Raw genomic sequence first — 14,856 nt, 5'->3', positions numbered from 1 at the left:
GACAACCAGGAGCAGGATCGATGACGACGTTCGGTAGCCGACTGCAGCACGCCATGCGCGAATTCGGCCCGGTGTGCGTCGGCATCGATCCCCACCCTGCCCTGCTGCGGGCGTGGGGGCTCACCGAGGACGTCGAGGGGCTGGAGGCGTTCGCCGAGATCTGTGTCGAGGCCTTCGACGGCCGGGTCGCCCTGGTGAAGCCGCAGGTCGCGTTCTTCGAGACCTACGGTTCCGGCGGCATCGCGGTGCTCGAGCGCGCCATCTCGGTGCTGCGGGCCTCGGGCACCCTGGTGCTGGCCGATGCCAAGCGTGGCGACATCGGCTCCACCATGGATGCCTACGCCCACGCTTGGCTCGGCGACGGACCGCTGGGTTCGGACGCGGTGACCGTCTCGCCCTACCTCGGATTCGGATCGCTCGATCCGGCGCTGAATCTGGCGCAGGCGAATCATCGTGGCGTGTTCGTGCTCGCCGCGACCTCGAATCCTGAAGGGGCGCAACTGCAACGGATCACCGCCGCGGACGGGCGCACGATCGCGCAGACGATGGTCGACGAGGCCGCGGCCCGCAATGCGGGTGACGGCTTCGGCTCGGTCGGCGTGGTCGTGGGCGCGACGCTCACCGAGGCACCCGATCTGTCGGCCCTCAACGGCCCGATTCTGATGCCCGGTGTGGGCGCGCAAGGCGGGGGAGCGGACTCGATCCGCGCCCTGGTCGCCGAAGCGAACCTGGCTGCTGTCGTGCCCAACGTGTCTCGGGAGGTACTCAACGCGGGCCCATCGGTGACGGCGCTGTGCGACAAGACCGCTCAGCTGCAAGCGGAGTTCGCCTTCCTCCAGGGCTGACGCGACGCACGGGGCGGGGTCACCTGGGCGACGGTCGCGGCGCCGGGCGCTGCCAGGGGCCGTGCTCTGCTTCCTTGCCGTGCAAGGGCTACTCGGGCCCGTCCAGCCGTGCGATCTCAGCGGCGACCCGGTGGTTCCTGGCACGCCACCAACCGAACGCGCCGACGCCGAGGGGCAGCAGCACGGTCACGAACCCCGACACGGGCATGAACACCAGACCGAATACGGTGACCGCGCCGAGCGCGAGCAGCACCGCGCCGGGCACATACCCCAGCGTCCGCTCCAGCGCCATCATCGCGAGCCCGAAACCGACGCTGACCACGCCGAACTGAGTGAACCAGAAGGTGAGCTCCACGTCTTGATCACCGCCGAGCCACACGGCGATGCCGAGCGCGGTGTGCGCCGTGCCGATGAACGTCATGAGGGCGCCGGCAAGGGGAAATCGTGTTTTTGAATCCATATTCATAAACTGTGCCATTAGGCTGATCCGGTGGCAAGACCCCGCCTTTTCACCGATGATCAGGTGCTCGACGCGGCGCGCGATCTGCTCGCCGACCCCGCGATCACCCGTCCCGCCATCACGGCGATCAGCACCGCCGCCGGCGTGCATTCCGGGTCGATCTATGTGCGTTTCGCCTCACGTGACGAACTACTCGCCCGGCTGTGGCTGCGGTCGATCCGACGGTTCCACGAGGGCTTCATCACGGCACTCACCGGCCCCGCGCCGCTGCTGTCCGCCGCTACCTTTCTGCCGCGCTACTGCCGCGCGTACCCGACCGAGGCGCGGGCGATGAAGATGTTCCATCGCGACGAACTCGTCGAGGTCGGCGCCGAGGATCTGCGGGCCGCGATCGCCGGGGTGAACGACGACATGAACGCCGCTCTGCTCGGCGCTGTCGTGACCGAATTCGGGGCCGCCGACGACCGCTCGCTGGCCATCGCGGGCGCCGCCGTGAAGGCGATTCCGTACGGTCTGGTCCGAGATTACATCGCCCGCGCCACCCCGATTCCGGACTGGATCGACGAGGTCGTCGCGACCGCTTCGGGTGCGGTTCTCGACGAGTTTCGGGCCCGATCGTGACGACACGCGGTACGAAATCGAGCGACACGCGGGCTTTTTCAGGAAACCCGCTGGTCGCGCGCCGCCGGGTTTGCCAGGGCGGCACCTGGCCCTCACGCTACCCGGTGGCTATCATCGCCCATATCGGTATAACCGCAGGTGAGGATGCATTTTAGGAATTCGGCGGTACGATCGAGGCGTGGGAATCGGCCGTCACCGCATCGAGTCCGCGCGCGCCATACGGCATCCGTAATCCTGCCCTGACCTGGGGGTCGGGTTCGCAATCGGCGCGCACCGTGGGTACGGTCGCACAGACCGTCCGGGTAACCGGCGGTAGATCTGGCAATGAACGATGAGACGGAGGAACCCGTGGCCCTTCCCCAGCTGACTGATGAGCAGCGCGCCGCTGCTCTGGAGAAGGCGGCTGCCGCTCGCCGCGCTCGGGCAGAGCTCAAGGAGCGCCTGAAGCGCGGTGGAACGAACCTGAAGCAGGTCCTCACCGACGCCGAGTCCGATGAGATTCTCGGCAAGATGAAGGTTTCTGCGCTGCTCGAGGCTCTGCCGAAGGTGGGCAAGGTCAAGGCGGCCGAAATCATGACCGAGCTGGAGATCGCGCCTACGCGTCGTCTCCGTGGTCTCGGTGCCCGGCAGCGCGCTGCGCTGCTCACCCGCTTCGACTTCGACGCCTAAAGTCTGGTGGACAAAAACACGCGGAAGGGCCGGCTGGTAGTACTGGTCGGCCCCTCGGCCGTGGGTAAATCCACGGTCGTACGGTGCGTGCGGGAACGCCTGCCCGAACTGGTTTTCAGTGTGTCGGCCACGACGCGGGACCCCCGTCCCGGCGAGGTCGACGGTCGCGATTACCGGTTTGTTTCCCGAGCCGAGTTCGACGCCATGATCGTGGCGGACGAGCTGCTCGAATGGGCAGACATCCATGGGGGGTTGCAGCGATCGGGCACCCCCGCCGCCCCGGTGCGAGCAGCGCTGGCGAGCGGACTTTCGGTACTGATCGAAGTCGACCTGGCCGGTGCACGGTCGGTCCGGCAGGCGATGCCCGAGGCACTTCTGGTGTTTCTCGCGCCGCCGAGCTGGGAAGAACTGGTCTCGCGGTTGCGTTCGCGCGGCACCGAGACACCCGAGGTGATCGAGCGCAGGCTCCAGACCGCCCGGGTCGAATTGGCGGCCCGTGACGAGTTCGACACGGTCATCGTGAACAGCGAGGTAACCACTGCTTGTGAGCAGTTGGTATCGTTGTTCGTTAGCACAAATTCGAGTTCTTGACCCACTAACCCGCAGGAGCCACTCCTAGTGAGTACAGACATCACCGCAGTACCCGCGTACGACACCCCGATCGGCCTCACCAACCCCCCGATCGACGAGCTGCTCGAGCGCACGTCGTCCAAGTACGCCCTGGTGATCTACGCGGCCAAGCGCGCCCGTCAGATCAACGATTACTACAACCAGCTCGGTGACGGCATCCTCGAGTACGTCGGCCCGCTCGTCGAGCCGGGTCTGCAGGAGAAGCCGCTGTCGGTCGCCATGCGCGAAATCCACTCCGACCTGCTCGAACACACCGAGGGCGAGTGACAATCTCTACTCCGGAGGCGTAAGACCATGCGGATCGTCGTCGGGGTCGGCGGGGGCATCGCCGCCTACAAGGCGTGTGCCCTCGTTCGCCGTTTCACCGAGACCGGACATCAGGTGCGGGTCATTCCCACCGAGTCGGCTCTGCAGTTCGTCGGTAAGGCGACCTTCGAGGCGCTGTCCGGTCAGCCGGTGCACACCACGGTGTTCGCCGACGTGCCCGAGGTGCCGCACGTGCGGATCGGCCAGGAGGCCGATCTCGTCGTCATCGCCCCCGCCACCGCGGATCTGATGGCGCGCGCCGCACAGGGGCGCGCCGACGATCTGCTCACCGCCACCTTGCTGACGGCCCGATGTCCGGTGCTGTTCGCGCCCGCGATGCACACCGAGATGTGGGAGCACCCGGCCACGGTGGCCAATGTCGCGACTCTGCGCGCGCACGGCGCCAACGTGATGTCGCCCGCGTCGGGCCGACTCACCGGCACCGACACGGGTCCGGGACGGCTGCCGGAACCGGAGGAGATCTTCGGTCTGGCCTCGCTGCTGCTCGAACGTGCCGACGCGCTGCCGCGCGACCTGACCGGTCGCCGCGTGGTGATCACCGCCGGTGGCACGAGGGAACCCCTCGACCCGGTGCGCTTCCTCGGCAACCGCAGCTCCGGCAAGCAGGGCTACGCCCTGGCCAGGGTCGCCGCCCAGCGTGGTGCCCAGGTGACGCTGATCGCGGGCAACACCATCGAGCTCGCGCCACCCGCCGCGGTCGAACTGGTCCACATCACCACCGCCGACCAGCTCAAGACCGCCGTCGACAAGCACGCGCTCGGCGCCGACGCGGTGATCATGGCTGCCGCGGTCGCCGATTTCCGTCCGACCCATGTGGCCGCCGCGAAGATCAAGAAGGGCGCCGACGAACCCGACGTGATCCCGCTGACCAAGAACGAGGACATCCTCGCCGGCTTGGTCGAGGCCCGCACCGAGGGACGGCTCGCCGGTACCGCGATCGTCGGTTTCGCCGCCGAGACCGGTGACGACAACGGCGACGTGCTCACCCACGCCCGCGCGAAACTGGCACGCAAGCGCTGCGATCTGCTCGTGGTCAACGCGGTCGGCGAGGGCAAGGCGTTCGAGGTCGACACCAACGACGGCTGGTTGCTCGGTGCCGACGGCACCGAACAGGCCCTCGATCACGGTTCGAAGGCGTTGCTGGCCAGCCGGGTGCTCGACGCGCTGGTCCCGTTGCTGCGCTGACCGGGTAGTTCACGCGAAAGCTGTTGCGCTACAACGATGGTCGCGCAGTGTACCGTCCGCGCGGGTGTTCGCGGGGTGGCTTGGTATTTACTCGCCACCATGTCGGTGGTTTGGAATAGTCTTGATGAGAAGGGTTGCGCGGTAACACCGAGAAGTTACCGTCACAAGCCGAACGAGTAACCCGTTGAGGGAGAGGGAATAACTGTGCGTACGACAGGTAGTCGGCTATTCACCAGTGAGTCCGTGACCGAGGGGCATCCGGACAAGATCTGTGACGCGATCAGCGATTCCATCCTCGACGCACTGCTCGCGGAGGACCCGAGCAGCCGGGTCGCGGTGGAAACCATGGTCACCACGGGGCAGGTCCATGTCGCGGGCGAGGTCACCACCTCCGCCTACGCCGACATCCCGCGGATCGTGCGCGAGAAGGTCCTCGAGATCGGATACGACTCCTCCGCAAAGGGATTCGACGGTAACTCCTGCGGTGTCAACATCGCGATCGGCGCTCAGTCGCCCGATATCGCCCAGGGTGTCGACACCTCGCACGAGGCGCGCGTCGGCGGTTCCGACGACGCGATCGAGCGCCAGGGTGCCGGTGACCAGGGCCTGATGTTCGGCTACGCCACCATCGACACGCCCGAGCTGATGCCGCTGCCGATCGCGCTCGCGCACCGGCTCTCGCGCAAGCTGACCGAGGTGCGTAAGTCGGGTGTGCTGCCCTATCTGCGTCCCGACGGCAAGACCCAGGTCACCATCGAATACGAGGGTGACCGCCCGGTCCGGCTCGACACAGTCGTCATCTCCACCCAGCACGCCGCCGATATCGACCTGGACAACCTGCTCGCCCCCGATATCCGCGAGAAGGTCGTCGACGCCGTCATCGGCGATCTGAACCTGCCCAGCCTCGACACCTCCGACATCCGGCTGCTGGTCAACCCCACCGGCAAGTTCGTGCTCGGTGGACCGATGGGCGACGCGGGCCTGACCGGCCGCAAGATCATCGTCGACACCTACGGCGGCATGGCCCGCCACGGTGGCGGCGCGTTCTCCGGCAAGGACCCGTCGAAGGTCGACCGCTCGGCCGCCTACGCCATGCGCTGGGTCGCCAAGAACGTCGTGGCCGCGGGCCTGGCGGATCGCGTCGAGGTGCAGGTCGCGTACGCGATCGGCAAGTCGGCCCCGGTCGGTCTGTTCGTCGAGACCTTCGGCACCGAGAAGATCGACCCGACCAAGATCTCCACCGCCATCTCCGAGGTCTTCGACCTGCGTCCGGGCGCGATCATCCGTGATCTCGACCTGCTGCGCCCGATCTACGCGCCGACCGCGGCCTACGGCCACTTCGGCCGCACCGATGTCGACCTGCCCTGGGAGCACACGGACCGCGCCGACAAGCTGCGCGCGGCCGTCGGCCTGTAGTAGTCACGGACCGCGTGACAGCGGACGATTCATCGACAGCAGCGGGACACCCCATCGCGAGGGTGCTCCCGCTGCTTTCGCCTGCCCACCTCGACCGCGACTTCGACTACCTCGTCCCCGCCGAACTGGACGAGATCGCGCAACCGGGCGTGCGGGTGCGCGTGCGGTTCGCCGGTCGCCTCGTCGACGGTTACCTGCTGGAGCGGCTCCCACACAGCGACCACACCGGCAAGATGATGTCGCTCGAACGCGTCGTCTCCGCGGAACGCGTCCTCACCCCGGATATTCTGCGACTGGCCACTGCTGTCGCCGCCCGCTATGCGGGGACGCGCGCCGATGTCCTTCGCCTGGCGATTCCCCCGCGTCACGCCCGCACCGAAACCGGCGGCACGAAGAAGGCCGATGTCGTGAAGAAGTCGGCGCGTTCGGCGTCCGACGTTGTCGTTACCGCCGATGATTCGACGTCCGAGCAGGCGGAGTCACCCGCCGCCGATGAGCAAGGCGCGGGCATCGCGGCGCCGGGAGCGGTTGATGTCGAGCATCTTTCGCGCTCGACCGCAGCAGCTGGCTCGACCGCAGCAGCCGGCTCGACCGCAGCGGCTGGCTCGACCGCAGCGGTCGGCTTGAACGGTGAGGGTGCGTCTACCGGTGTGAACAGCTCCACCGGTGCGGACGGCTCGGCCTCGGTGGGTTCGGACAACGTCGGCGATTCGACCACGGTGGTCGGCGCAGTGGCAGCAGGTGGGTCGGATTCGCCGTCTCCTGAGGTCGACGCGTCGGCGTGGGGTCGGTATGCGCACGGCATGGGCTTTGTCAGCGCAGTGGCGCAAGGTAGGGGTGCGCGAGCGGCGTGGCAGGCGTTGCCGGGGGAGGACTGGGCGGCGCGGTTGGCGGAGTTGGCGGCGACGGTGGTGGCCGCCGGGCGCAGTGCGGTGTTGATGGTGCCGGATCAGCGGGATCTCGATCGATTGCTCGCCGAATGTGTTGCGCTGGTGGGGGATCGGGCCGTCGGGTTGTCGGCCGGATTGGGGCCCGCGGCGCGGTATCGGCGGTGGCTGGCGGTGCTACGGGGGCAGGCGCGGATCGTGGTGGGGACTCGGGCGGCGGTGTTCGCGCCCGCACGGGATCTCGGGTTGATCGCGATGTGGGACGACGGCGACGACACCTACGCCGAGCCGCGCTCGCCCTATCCGCATGCTCGTGAGGTGGCGATGTTGCGGGCGCACGAGACAGGAGCCGCGTTCGTCGCCGCCGGGTTCGCGCGGACGGCCGAGATTCAGGCGGTCGTCGAATCCGGTTGGGCACGTGACCTTCTCGCGGAACGTCACGTGTTGCGTGAGGTGACGCCCAGGATCAGCGCGCCCGGCGACAGCGATTTCGCGCTGGAGCGGGATGCGTTGGCGCGGTCGGTGCGGATGCCCGGTGTGGCGTTCGCCGCGGCACGGTCGGCGATCAAGGAGAACGTGGCGGTGCTGGTGCAGGTGCCGCGGCGGGGGTACGTTCCGTCGCTTGCCTGCGCGAAGTGCCGGACACCCGCGCGGTGTCGGCACTGCAACGGCCCGTTGGCGTTGCCGCACTCCACGAATGGGGAAGCGGCGAGTCCGCAGTGCAAGTGGTGTGGGATCACCGAGGCCGCGTTTCGCTGTCAGGCGTGTGGGGCGCGAGCGCTGCGGGCGACCGTGATCGGGGCGGCCCGGACCGCGGAGGAACTCGGGCGTGCGTTCTCGGGGGTTCCGATCCGGGCCTCGGGAGGCGGGGAGGTACTCGACACCGTCGAACCCGGCGCCCAGGTGGTCGTCGCGACGGTCGGCGCCGAGCCGCTCGTTCCCGGTGGCTACGGGGTGGCGCTGTTGCTCGACGGATGGGCCCTACTCGGCCGCGCCGACCTGCGCGCGAGCGAGGACACCCTGCGCCGCTGGATGGGTGCCGCCGCCTTGGTCCGCCCGCGCGGCCAGGTGATCGTCATGGCCGAGCCCTCCCTGCCGACCGTGCAGGCGCTGGTGCGCTGGGACCCGGTCAACCACGCCGCCGCCGAACTCGACGCCAGGGCCGAAGTCGGGTTTCCGCCGGCGATTCGGCTGGCGGCCGTGGACGGGACGACCGATTCGATCGCCGAACTACTCGACGCCGCGGAACTTCCCGACGGCACCGAGATCCTCGGTCCCGTCCCGCTACCACCGACCGCGCGTAAACCCTTCTCGGGCAGCGACTCTCCGGCCGAAGTCGAACGAATGCTGTTGCGCGTGGCCCGGTCCGATGGCGCTCCGCTCGCCCGCGCGTTGACCGCGGCGCAGGCGGTGCGCAGCACGCACCGGTCCGATGCGCCGCTGCGGGTGCAGATAGACCCGGTCGATATCGGGTGATCCGCGCCTAGGCCTACATCGCCCGATCGCGTTGTGCCCAGTGGGCGTCCGGGGTGGCTGCGCGGCCGTGACGGTCGTCAGGGAGACGGGGCGAGTTCCTCGGGCGACGGCGCCTGACCTGCTCACTCTATAGTTAGTTGTATGACTGAATCGGACGCGCAGGTCAGACCCCCGATCGGGAAGCAGCAACGCCTGGTCCAAGCGGCGATGCGCGTGTTCTACCAGCAGGGCATCGAGAAGACGACGATCGCGGATATCGCGCGCGAGGCCGACGTGCCGGTCGGCAATGTCTACTACTACTTCAAAACCAAAGACCAGTTCATCGCCGCGGTCATCGAGCTGCACGGACAGGTGCTGGTGGGAGCTGTCGCCGAGCTCGCGGAGCTGCCCGGCCCTGCCGAGAAATTGAAGGCGATGGTGCGCAGCTGGGTCGAGCAACGGGAGATGGCGGCACGATTCGGTTGCCCGACCGGTTCACTCGCCGCCGAACTGGACAAGCGCGAGGATGCCTTCGGTGGGGAACCGGCGCGGGTGATCGGGCTACTCGTGGAGTGGGCGCGCGAGCAGTTCGCCGAGCTGGGCCGCGCCGATGCCGACGAGCTCGCGATCGCGTTCGTCGCCGCCTATCAGGGAATCTCCTTGCTCACCAACACCTTCCGTGACCCGGAGCTGATGGTCACCGAGGGGGCGCGGCTGGAGCGATGGATCGACGAGCTGGCCCGGAAATAGGGGCGCGTTCTGCCGGGCACGTCGTTGGGCTCGGCAGAACGCCTGGTCAGATGGCTTGGATCAGGATCCGACGGCTACCGACGCGCTGATGGCGGTCATCAGCTCGTCGATGTTGTCGTGCAGGGCGCGGGTGGCGATCGGGTCGAGCATGGCGGCCAGGCTCGGCATGCCGAGATCGAAATCGGCGTCGAAGCTCACCACGGCGTCGGCGCCGTCGGCGGCCACCTCCCAGCGGCCCTCGAACGCGACCAGATCGCCGGCGACCTGGACGAACGAGTAGGTGCGGGCGGCGGTGTCGAACAGGTCGCGTTCGGTCCAGCGCAGCGAGCCGTCACGGAAACGGACCTCCCACTCGCTGGTGGCGGCGCCACCGTCGGCATCCCAGTTCACCTCGACCTGCTGCACACCGTCGGCGATGTGGGGGTAGCTGTCGAGATCCTTGAGCTGAGCGAAAACCGTGTCGGCGTCGATGTTCTCGATGCGTCGGCTGAGCGAAACAGTAGGCATGGCAGAACTCCTGTGATCAGACGTGTGCGAGTAGTGCGGTGAGTGCGTTGTCGAGGGCGACCAGGACGGTGCGCTCCTGGTCGTCGGTGAGCACGGCGGGCGGGGTGAGCCGCACGACCGCACTCGCACCGAGCGAGTGATTGACGATCACCCCGTGTGCGAGCAGATCGGTGACCAGCTCGGCGGCCAGATCGGGCCGGGTGAACTCGATGCCGATGAGCAGGCCGCGACCGCGTACCTCGCGGACGGTGCGGCCCACGTACTGCGCGCACAGGTCACCGACCGTGGCGAGCATCCGCTCACCCAGTTCCGCCGCGCGTGCGGCGGTGTCACCGGCGACGAGCGCACCGACCGTGGCGATCACGGCCGCCGCTGCCAGGGGTGACCCGCCGAAGGTCGACGAGTGCAGTGTCGGGTCATCGGCGAAGGGCCGAAACGCCGTGGCGGTGGCGAGCACCGCCGAGACCGGAACCACGCCACCGGACAGCGCCTTGCCCACCAAAAGCACGTCAGGGCAATCGATCTCGGGCTGGTGCGCCCACATCGTGCCGGTGCGGCCGAGGCCGGTCTGGATCTCGTCCACGATCAGGAACGCGTCGTTGGCCCGGCACAACCGCTGCACGGCGGCGAGATAACCCGGCTGCGGGATGACGACGCCGCCCTCACCCTGGATCGGTTCCAGGATGACCGCCCCGCGTCCCTCGGCCGCGACGAGCTCGGCCTCGAGTGCCGAGATGTCGTCGTAGGGAATCGCGGTGGCGGACAGCAACGGCTGAAAACGGCGCTGGTACTCCGGTTTCGGCGTCACCGCCAGTGCGCCGGTGGTCTTGCCGTGGTACCCGCCGAGCATGGTGATCAGCCGGTCCTTGCCATGTGCGCGGGCGATCTTGAGCCCGAGCTCGGTGGCCTCGGCGCCGGAATTGAGGAACGCGACGGACTCGAGCCCCTCCGGCGCGATCGACACCAGCGCCCGAGCGGCCTCGGCGACCTTGGGCTCCAAGAGCAGCCGGGTCGCCAGGGGGTGGGTGCGTACCTGTTCGACCACCGCGGCCACCACCGGCTCGGGGCAGTGCCCGAGCAGGAACACCGCATACCCGCCGCAGTCGATGAAGGAACGGCCGTCGGCGGTCTCGACGATCGCGCCGTGCGAGGCCACTTCGACCGGTGCGCTCACGAATTCGGCCAGGGCCGCGCGCCCACGACCCAGATGTGCCCGATAGAGCTCGACGATCTCGGCGCGTTCGATGGTCATGCTGTCTCCATTCGGCATGCTCGGGCTCCCTCCGTGGTTACACAGGCGGCCGCCTCCGGGCGCTGACCGCTCATGCCGCGACCGTCTCGGGTAGCCAGTACGCGCGCACGGTGCGGGTCAGCAGATCGCGCGCGGTGTCCAGACTCGGCTGGATACCGACGAACGGACCGGTGCCGAGACTGGATTCGAACGGCGCGTCGGTGAACAGCGACGCCATGGCGAGCAGATTGTCGAACTTCTTGCGTGCCTTGGCGTCGAGCACATCGCCGAGCATCGGCAGGATCAATCGCTGCACCGCCTCGATCTGGAAGTAGCGCGGGCTGTCGAGCTCGGTGCCCTCGGCGCCGTAGAGCTCACGGCACAGCTCGACGATCGCGCCGGTCTCGATGGCGTGGTCACCGGCGGTGAGCCAGTACTCCGAGCCGTCGGTGTCGGCCGTGGCGAGGCGGGCCAGCGCCGACGCGACGACATCCTGGGCGAGGAAGTCGACCTGGGCGGTGTCGCTGAACGGCACGAACGGCAGTGCGCCCTTGACGTAGGCGCCGAGGAAGGTGTGCAGGCCCTGGTGGCGGATGATCTGCCCGGTCGCCGAATCGCCCATGAGCAACGACGGACGAGCGATCACGTAGGGCACGCCCGACTCGCGCACCGCCGCTTCGCCGTCGATCTTGGAGCGCAGGTACATGTCGCGACCGTCGGCACACCCGGTGCCCGTGACGACCAGCGCCGACTCGGCGCGGGCGACGAACGACGAACTGGTGTGCACCAGATCGGCGCCGGCGACCTCGCAGAACCGCAGCACATTGCGCGTGCCGTTCACGTTGATCGAGCGGATGGTCTCTTCGTCCCGATTGAAGTCGACCATGGCCGCCACGTGGATGACCCGGTCGACCTCGTCGGCGATGCGCTGGTAGTCGTCGCCGAGACCGAGGTCGGGCTGTCGGATGTCGCCGCTGAGCCAGGTGACACCGGGACGCGCGGCCCCGGTCTTGCTGTGGCCGACGGCGTAGATGCGATGGTCGGGCAGTAGTTCGACCAGTGCGCCGCCGATGACGCCGGACGCGCCGGTGATCAGGAAAGTGGACTCACGGTTGATGCTCATGTTCCCTCCACTCCGGGGCGGGGAACGAACGAATTCGTCGTGCACCCGGTAGTAGTTCGGTGGACCCGAGAAGCGGATGTGTTACGTCGTTGTGACCTCCGCGAAATCCAAAGTAGCCCAATGGATTTCGATTTCCGGTGACGTCCAGATGAACTCGGGGAGGCGATCGGGCCATTTCCCGGTGCGATCGGCGACCGTGTGATTTTCCGCCTCGGAAGCCGTGAAAGCCCACGTCAACGGCGCCCGGCGCGAAACTCGCCGGGCGTCGTCGACGCGGGTGAAATCCGCTCAGGCCGTGACGACTTCACGCTCCGGTCGGCTGCCGGTCACCTTCGGCAGTGACTCACCCTCGATGTCGACGTGCGGCAGCAACCGCTCCAGCGGGCCCGGCAACCACCACGCCCAGCGGCCGAGCAGCGCCATCACGGCGGGGATCAGGGTCATCCGCACGATCAGCGCGTCGAACAGCACGCCCACGCCCATCGCGAACCCGATCGGGCCGATCATGGTGTTGTGGCTGAACAGGAATCCGGCGAAAACCGCGATCATGATCACCGCCGCCGCCGCGACCACCCGCACGCTGTGGGCGTAACCGGTGCGCACCGCGGTGAGCGCGGAACTGTCTCCGGTGACGTAGGCCTCGCGCATCCGCGACACCAGGAACACCTGATAGTCCATCGCCAGCCCGAACAGCACACCGATCAGCAGGATCGGCAGGAACGCCAGAATCGGTGCCGGATGGTGCACATTGAGGACCGAACCCAGCCATCCCCACTGATAGACCGCCGTGGTCGCGCCGAGCGCCGCGGCCAGGGAGAGCAGGAAGCCCAGTGCCGCGGTGAGCGGAACCAGCAGTGAACGGAATGCCAGCATCAGTAGTGTCAGGGCCAGGCCGACGACGACGATCAGGAACGGTGCCAACGCGGCGGAGAGCTTGCGCGCCACGTCGATCGCGATCACCGTCTCGCCCGTCAGGTGCAGGGTCGCACCGTGCTCGGCCCGCAGGTCGGAATGGAATGGAATGGAATGGAATGGAATGGAATGGAATGGAATGGAATGGAATGGAATGGAATGGAATGGAATGGAATGGAATGGAATGGAATGGAATGGAATGGAATGGAATGGAATGGAATGGAATGGAATGGAATGGAATGGAATGGAATGGAATGGAATGGAATGGAATCGCCCCGCCGCGCCGGATCGACTTCACCAGCGTGGCAGTGTCTTCCGAGCTGGGCTCGGTGGTCGGGACGACCACGAACTGGGCGGTGTCCGCGGCGGCGTTGACCTCCGGCGGCAGCGTCATCGCGACGCCGGGCAGCGCGGTGATCTGCTCGATCGCGGCCTTGGTCTGTGCCTGTATCCGGCCCGGTTCGCCCTGCACCACCGCCACGAGCGGCCCGTTCAGGCCGGGTGTGTAGGCCTTGGCGAGCAGATCGTAGGACTGTCGCGCGACGGTATCGGTCGGCTCCTGGCCCGCGTTGGGCAAGCCGAGACGCAGTCCGAGCGCGGGCAGTGCGATGACGGCGAGCACGCCGATGCCCGCCAGCAGGGTGAGGATCGGCCGCTTGGTCACCGTGTCGCCCCAGCGGTTGGGCCGCTGTGCCGCCACGATCGAGGCCAGGCCCCGCCCACGCGGAATCAATCGCTCGCCGGCGAAGCCGAGAATCGCGGGCAGCAGCGTAATCGCCAGCAGCACAACGACGCCGACGCTCGCTGCCGCCGCCAGACCCATCCCGGTGAGGAACGGGATCCGCGCGATCGCCAAGCCGCACAGGGCGATCAGCACGGTGGCGCCGGCGAAAACGACCGCGCTGCCCGCCGTTCCGATCGATCGCGCCGCCGATTCACGCACCGGCATCGCCTCGGCCAGCTGCTGACGGTGTCGCGACACGATGAACAGCGTGTAGTCGATACCGACCGCCAAACCGAGCATCAGCGACAGTGCCAACGTGGCCGACGACGCGTCGAACAGCGTGGAGGCCGCGACCACGCCACCGGTGCCGATACCGACTCCGACCAGCGCGAGCAGCAACGGCAACCCCGCGGCGAGGAGTGAACCGAAGGTGATGACCAGAACGGCCATCGCGATCGCCACACCGACCGCCTCGGACGGCCCGACGAACGAGGCCTCGGTGTAGAACGGGCCGCCGGTGAGCATCGGCCGCAGTCCCTGCGCGCTCAACCGGTTGTGGACCGTTTCCACGGACTGCTTCGCGGTCGGGTTCACCGGGGTGGCGAAGGTGATGTCGACGAAGGTGACGTCGCCCTTCTCGGACACCGCGAACACGGCCGGGGTGACGCCATCGATGCCGGGTGTGCCGCTCAGCGTCGCCAGTTCGGCATCGATCTGGGTCAGCGGCAGCGGTTTGCCGTCGGGTGCCCGCACGACGAGCCGGGCGGGCGCTTCGCCCTGCGTAGTCGGTGCGCCCTTGCCGAAGCTGTCCTTCAGCACGATCTGGGCGCGGTCGGATTCGGTGCCGGGAATGTCGAACCGATCGGAAACCCTGGCGCCCAAGGTGATTCCGACGAGTGCGACGGCAGTGGCGATGAGTGACCAAACGGCGACCACCCACCACGGATTGCGAAAACAGAGATCGCCGAGGCGATAGAGAGCCCGCGCCATGGTTACCCCTCCAGGGTATTTAACCTACAACTGGCTGATTACCTACATGTGTAGGATAAGCCCGGTCGCCCGGCGGACGTCAACGTGTCGCGCGACACAACGACCCGTGGATGTGAAGGTGGAG

At 67.8% G+C, this 14,856-nt stretch carries 15 protein-coding genes and 1 pseudogene; 10 read left to right on the top strand and 6 right to left on the bottom strand.

Going from position 1 to position 14,856, the window contains the following annotated elements:
- The first annotated feature begins 20 nt into the window (after positions 1-20).
- A complete protein-coding gene (gene pyrF, locus ACWZHB_RS16495; protein ID WP_427908810.1) occupies positions 21-845 on the top strand; it encodes an orotidine-5'-phosphate decarboxylase in 825 nt (274 codons plus the stop codon).
- Between the two features lie 88 nt (positions 846-933).
- On the opposite strand, the gene ACWZHB_RS16490 is transcribed toward pyrF, so the two are convergent.
- Entirely contained in the window at positions 934-1,305 is a 372-nt protein-coding gene (locus ACWZHB_RS16490) for a DUF6463 family protein (protein WP_427908809.1), read from the bottom strand.
- A gap of 30 nt (positions 1,306-1,335) precedes the next feature.
- Between ACWZHB_RS16490 and ACWZHB_RS16485 the strand changes: the two genes are divergently transcribed.
- The 8 genes from ACWZHB_RS16485 (at position 1,336) to ACWZHB_RS16450 (ending at position 9,245) form a co-directional block, all read left to right on the top strand.
- Positions 1,336-1,926, top strand: a complete 591-nt coding sequence (locus ACWZHB_RS16485) for a TetR/AcrR family transcriptional regulator (RefSeq protein WP_427908808.1) — start codon at positions 1,336-1,338, stop codon at positions 1,924-1,926.
- A 348-nt stretch (positions 1,927-2,274) separates the two neighbouring features.
- Positions 2,275-2,595 carry an integration host factor, actinobacterial type gene (mihF, locus tag ACWZHB_RS16480; RefSeq protein ID WP_056815410.1) on the top strand — a complete coding sequence of 107 codons (321 nt, stop codon included), beginning with the start codon at positions 2,275-2,277 and terminating at the stop codon, positions 2,593-2,595.
- 6 nt (positions 2,596-2,601) lie between these two features.
- Positions 2,602-3,186, top strand: coding sequence for a guanylate kinase (gene gmk, locus ACWZHB_RS16475; protein ID WP_427908807.1), 585 nt, complete (start codon positions 2,602-2,604; stop codon positions 3,184-3,186).
- 27 nt (positions 3,187-3,213) lie between these two features.
- Positions 3,214-3,492, top strand: coding sequence for a DNA-directed RNA polymerase subunit omega (gene rpoZ, locus ACWZHB_RS16470; protein ID WP_056810542.1), 279 nt, complete (start codon positions 3,214-3,216; stop codon positions 3,490-3,492).
- A gap of 27 nt (positions 3,493-3,519) precedes the next feature.
- Complete coding sequence (coaBC, locus tag ACWZHB_RS16465) at positions 3,520-4,737, top strand: bifunctional phosphopantothenoylcysteine decarboxylase/phosphopantothenate--cysteine ligase CoaBC (protein WP_266290483.1); 1,218 nt, start codon at positions 3,520-3,522, stop codon at positions 4,735-4,737.
- A gap of 204 nt (positions 4,738-4,941) precedes the next feature.
- Positions 4,942-6,153, top strand: coding sequence for a methionine adenosyltransferase (gene metK / locus ACWZHB_RS16460; RefSeq protein ID WP_427908806.1), 1,212 nt, complete (start codon positions 4,942-4,944; stop codon positions 6,151-6,153).
- A 14-nt stretch (positions 6,154-6,167) separates the two neighbouring features.
- On the top strand, positions 6,168-8,516 hold the full coding sequence (locus ACWZHB_RS16455; protein ID WP_427908805.1) for a primosomal protein N': 2,349 nt from the start codon (positions 6,168-6,170) through the stop codon (positions 8,514-8,516).
- A gap of 141 nt (positions 8,517-8,657) precedes the next feature.
- On the top strand, positions 8,658-9,245 hold the full coding sequence (locus tag ACWZHB_RS16450) for a TetR/AcrR family transcriptional regulator (protein WP_427908804.1): 588 nt from the start codon (positions 8,658-8,660) through the stop codon (positions 9,243-9,245).
- 60 nt (positions 9,246-9,305) lie between these two features.
- Here ACWZHB_RS16450 and ACWZHB_RS16445 read toward each other — a convergent pair whose 3' ends face one another.
- From ACWZHB_RS16445 to ACWZHB_RS16430, 4 genes are all read right to left on the bottom strand, one after another.
- On the bottom strand, positions 9,306-9,752 hold the full coding sequence (locus ACWZHB_RS16445; protein ID WP_427908803.1) for a type II toxin-antitoxin system RatA family toxin: 447 nt from the start codon (positions 9,750-9,752) through the stop codon (positions 9,306-9,308).
- Positions 9,753-9,768: 16 nt separating this feature from the next.
- On the bottom strand, positions 9,769-11,004 hold the full coding sequence (locus tag ACWZHB_RS16440; RefSeq protein WP_427908802.1) for an aspartate aminotransferase family protein: 1,236 nt from the start codon (positions 11,002-11,004) through the stop codon (positions 9,769-9,771).
- Between the two features lie 70 nt (positions 11,005-11,074).
- Positions 11,075-12,106, bottom strand: coding sequence for an SDR family oxidoreductase (locus ACWZHB_RS16435; protein WP_427908801.1), 1,032 nt, complete (start codon positions 12,104-12,106; stop codon positions 11,075-11,077).
- Between the two features lie 288 nt (positions 12,107-12,394).
- A complete protein-coding gene (locus ACWZHB_RS16430) occupies positions 12,395-13,111 on the bottom strand; it encodes an MMPL family transporter (protein WP_427909185.1) in 717 nt (238 codons plus the stop codon).
- Positions 13,112-13,137: 26 nt separating this feature from the next.
- On the opposite strand from ACWZHB_RS16430, the gene ACWZHB_RS16425 reads away from it, so the two are divergent.
- Positions 13,138-13,527 carry a hypothetical protein gene (locus ACWZHB_RS16425; RefSeq protein ID WP_427909402.1) on the top strand — a complete coding sequence of 130 codons (390 nt, stop codon included), beginning with the start codon at positions 13,138-13,140 and terminating at the stop codon, positions 13,525-13,527.
- Positions 13,528-13,724: 197 nt separating this feature from the next.
- Here the strand turns inward: ACWZHB_RS16425 and ACWZHB_RS16420 are convergent.
- Positions 13,725-14,732 (bottom strand): annotated as a pseudogene (locus ACWZHB_RS16420) (MMPL family transporter); the annotation flags it as partial.
- Positions 14,733-14,856 lie beyond the last annotated feature (124 nt).

This window comes from Nocardia sp. FBN12, from assembly GCF_054031145.1.
The sequence above is the reverse complement of the archived record's forward strand: the minus strand, read 5'-3'. Positions and strand labels throughout refer to the sequence as shown.

What these genes read in the sequence shown, in the direction of transcription:
- pyrF (WP_427908810.1), top strand. Translation starts at nt 21, where the DNA reads ATGACGACGTTCGGTAGCCGACTGCAGCACGCCATGCGCGAATTCGGC.
- ACWZHB_RS16490 (WP_427908809.1), bottom strand. Translation starts at nt 1,305, where the DNA reads ATGGATTCAAAAACACGATTTCCCCTTGCCGGCGCCCTCATGACGTTC.
- coaBC (WP_266290483.1), top strand. Translation starts at nt 3,520, where the DNA reads ATGCGGATCGTCGTCGGGGTCGGCGGGGGCATCGCCGCCTACAAGGCG.
- ACWZHB_RS16450 (WP_427908804.1), top strand. Translation starts at nt 8,658, where the DNA reads ATGACTGAATCGGACGCGCAGGTCAGACCCCCGATCGGGAAGCAGCAA.
- ACWZHB_RS16445 (WP_427908803.1), bottom strand. Translation starts at nt 9,752, where the DNA reads ATGCCTACTGTTTCGCTCAGCCGACGCATCGAGAACATCGACGCCGAC.
- ACWZHB_RS16440 (WP_427908802.1), bottom strand. Translation starts at nt 11,004, where the DNA reads ATGACCATCGAACGCGCCGAGATCGTCGAGCTCTATCGGGCACATCTG.
- ACWZHB_RS16435 (WP_427908801.1), bottom strand. Translation starts at nt 12,106, where the DNA reads ATGAGCATCAACCGTGAGTCCACTTTCCTGATCACCGGCGCGTCCGGC.
- ACWZHB_RS16425 (WP_427909402.1), top strand. Translation starts at nt 13,138, where the DNA reads ATGGAATGGAATGGAATGGAATGGAATGGAATGGAATGGAATGGAATG.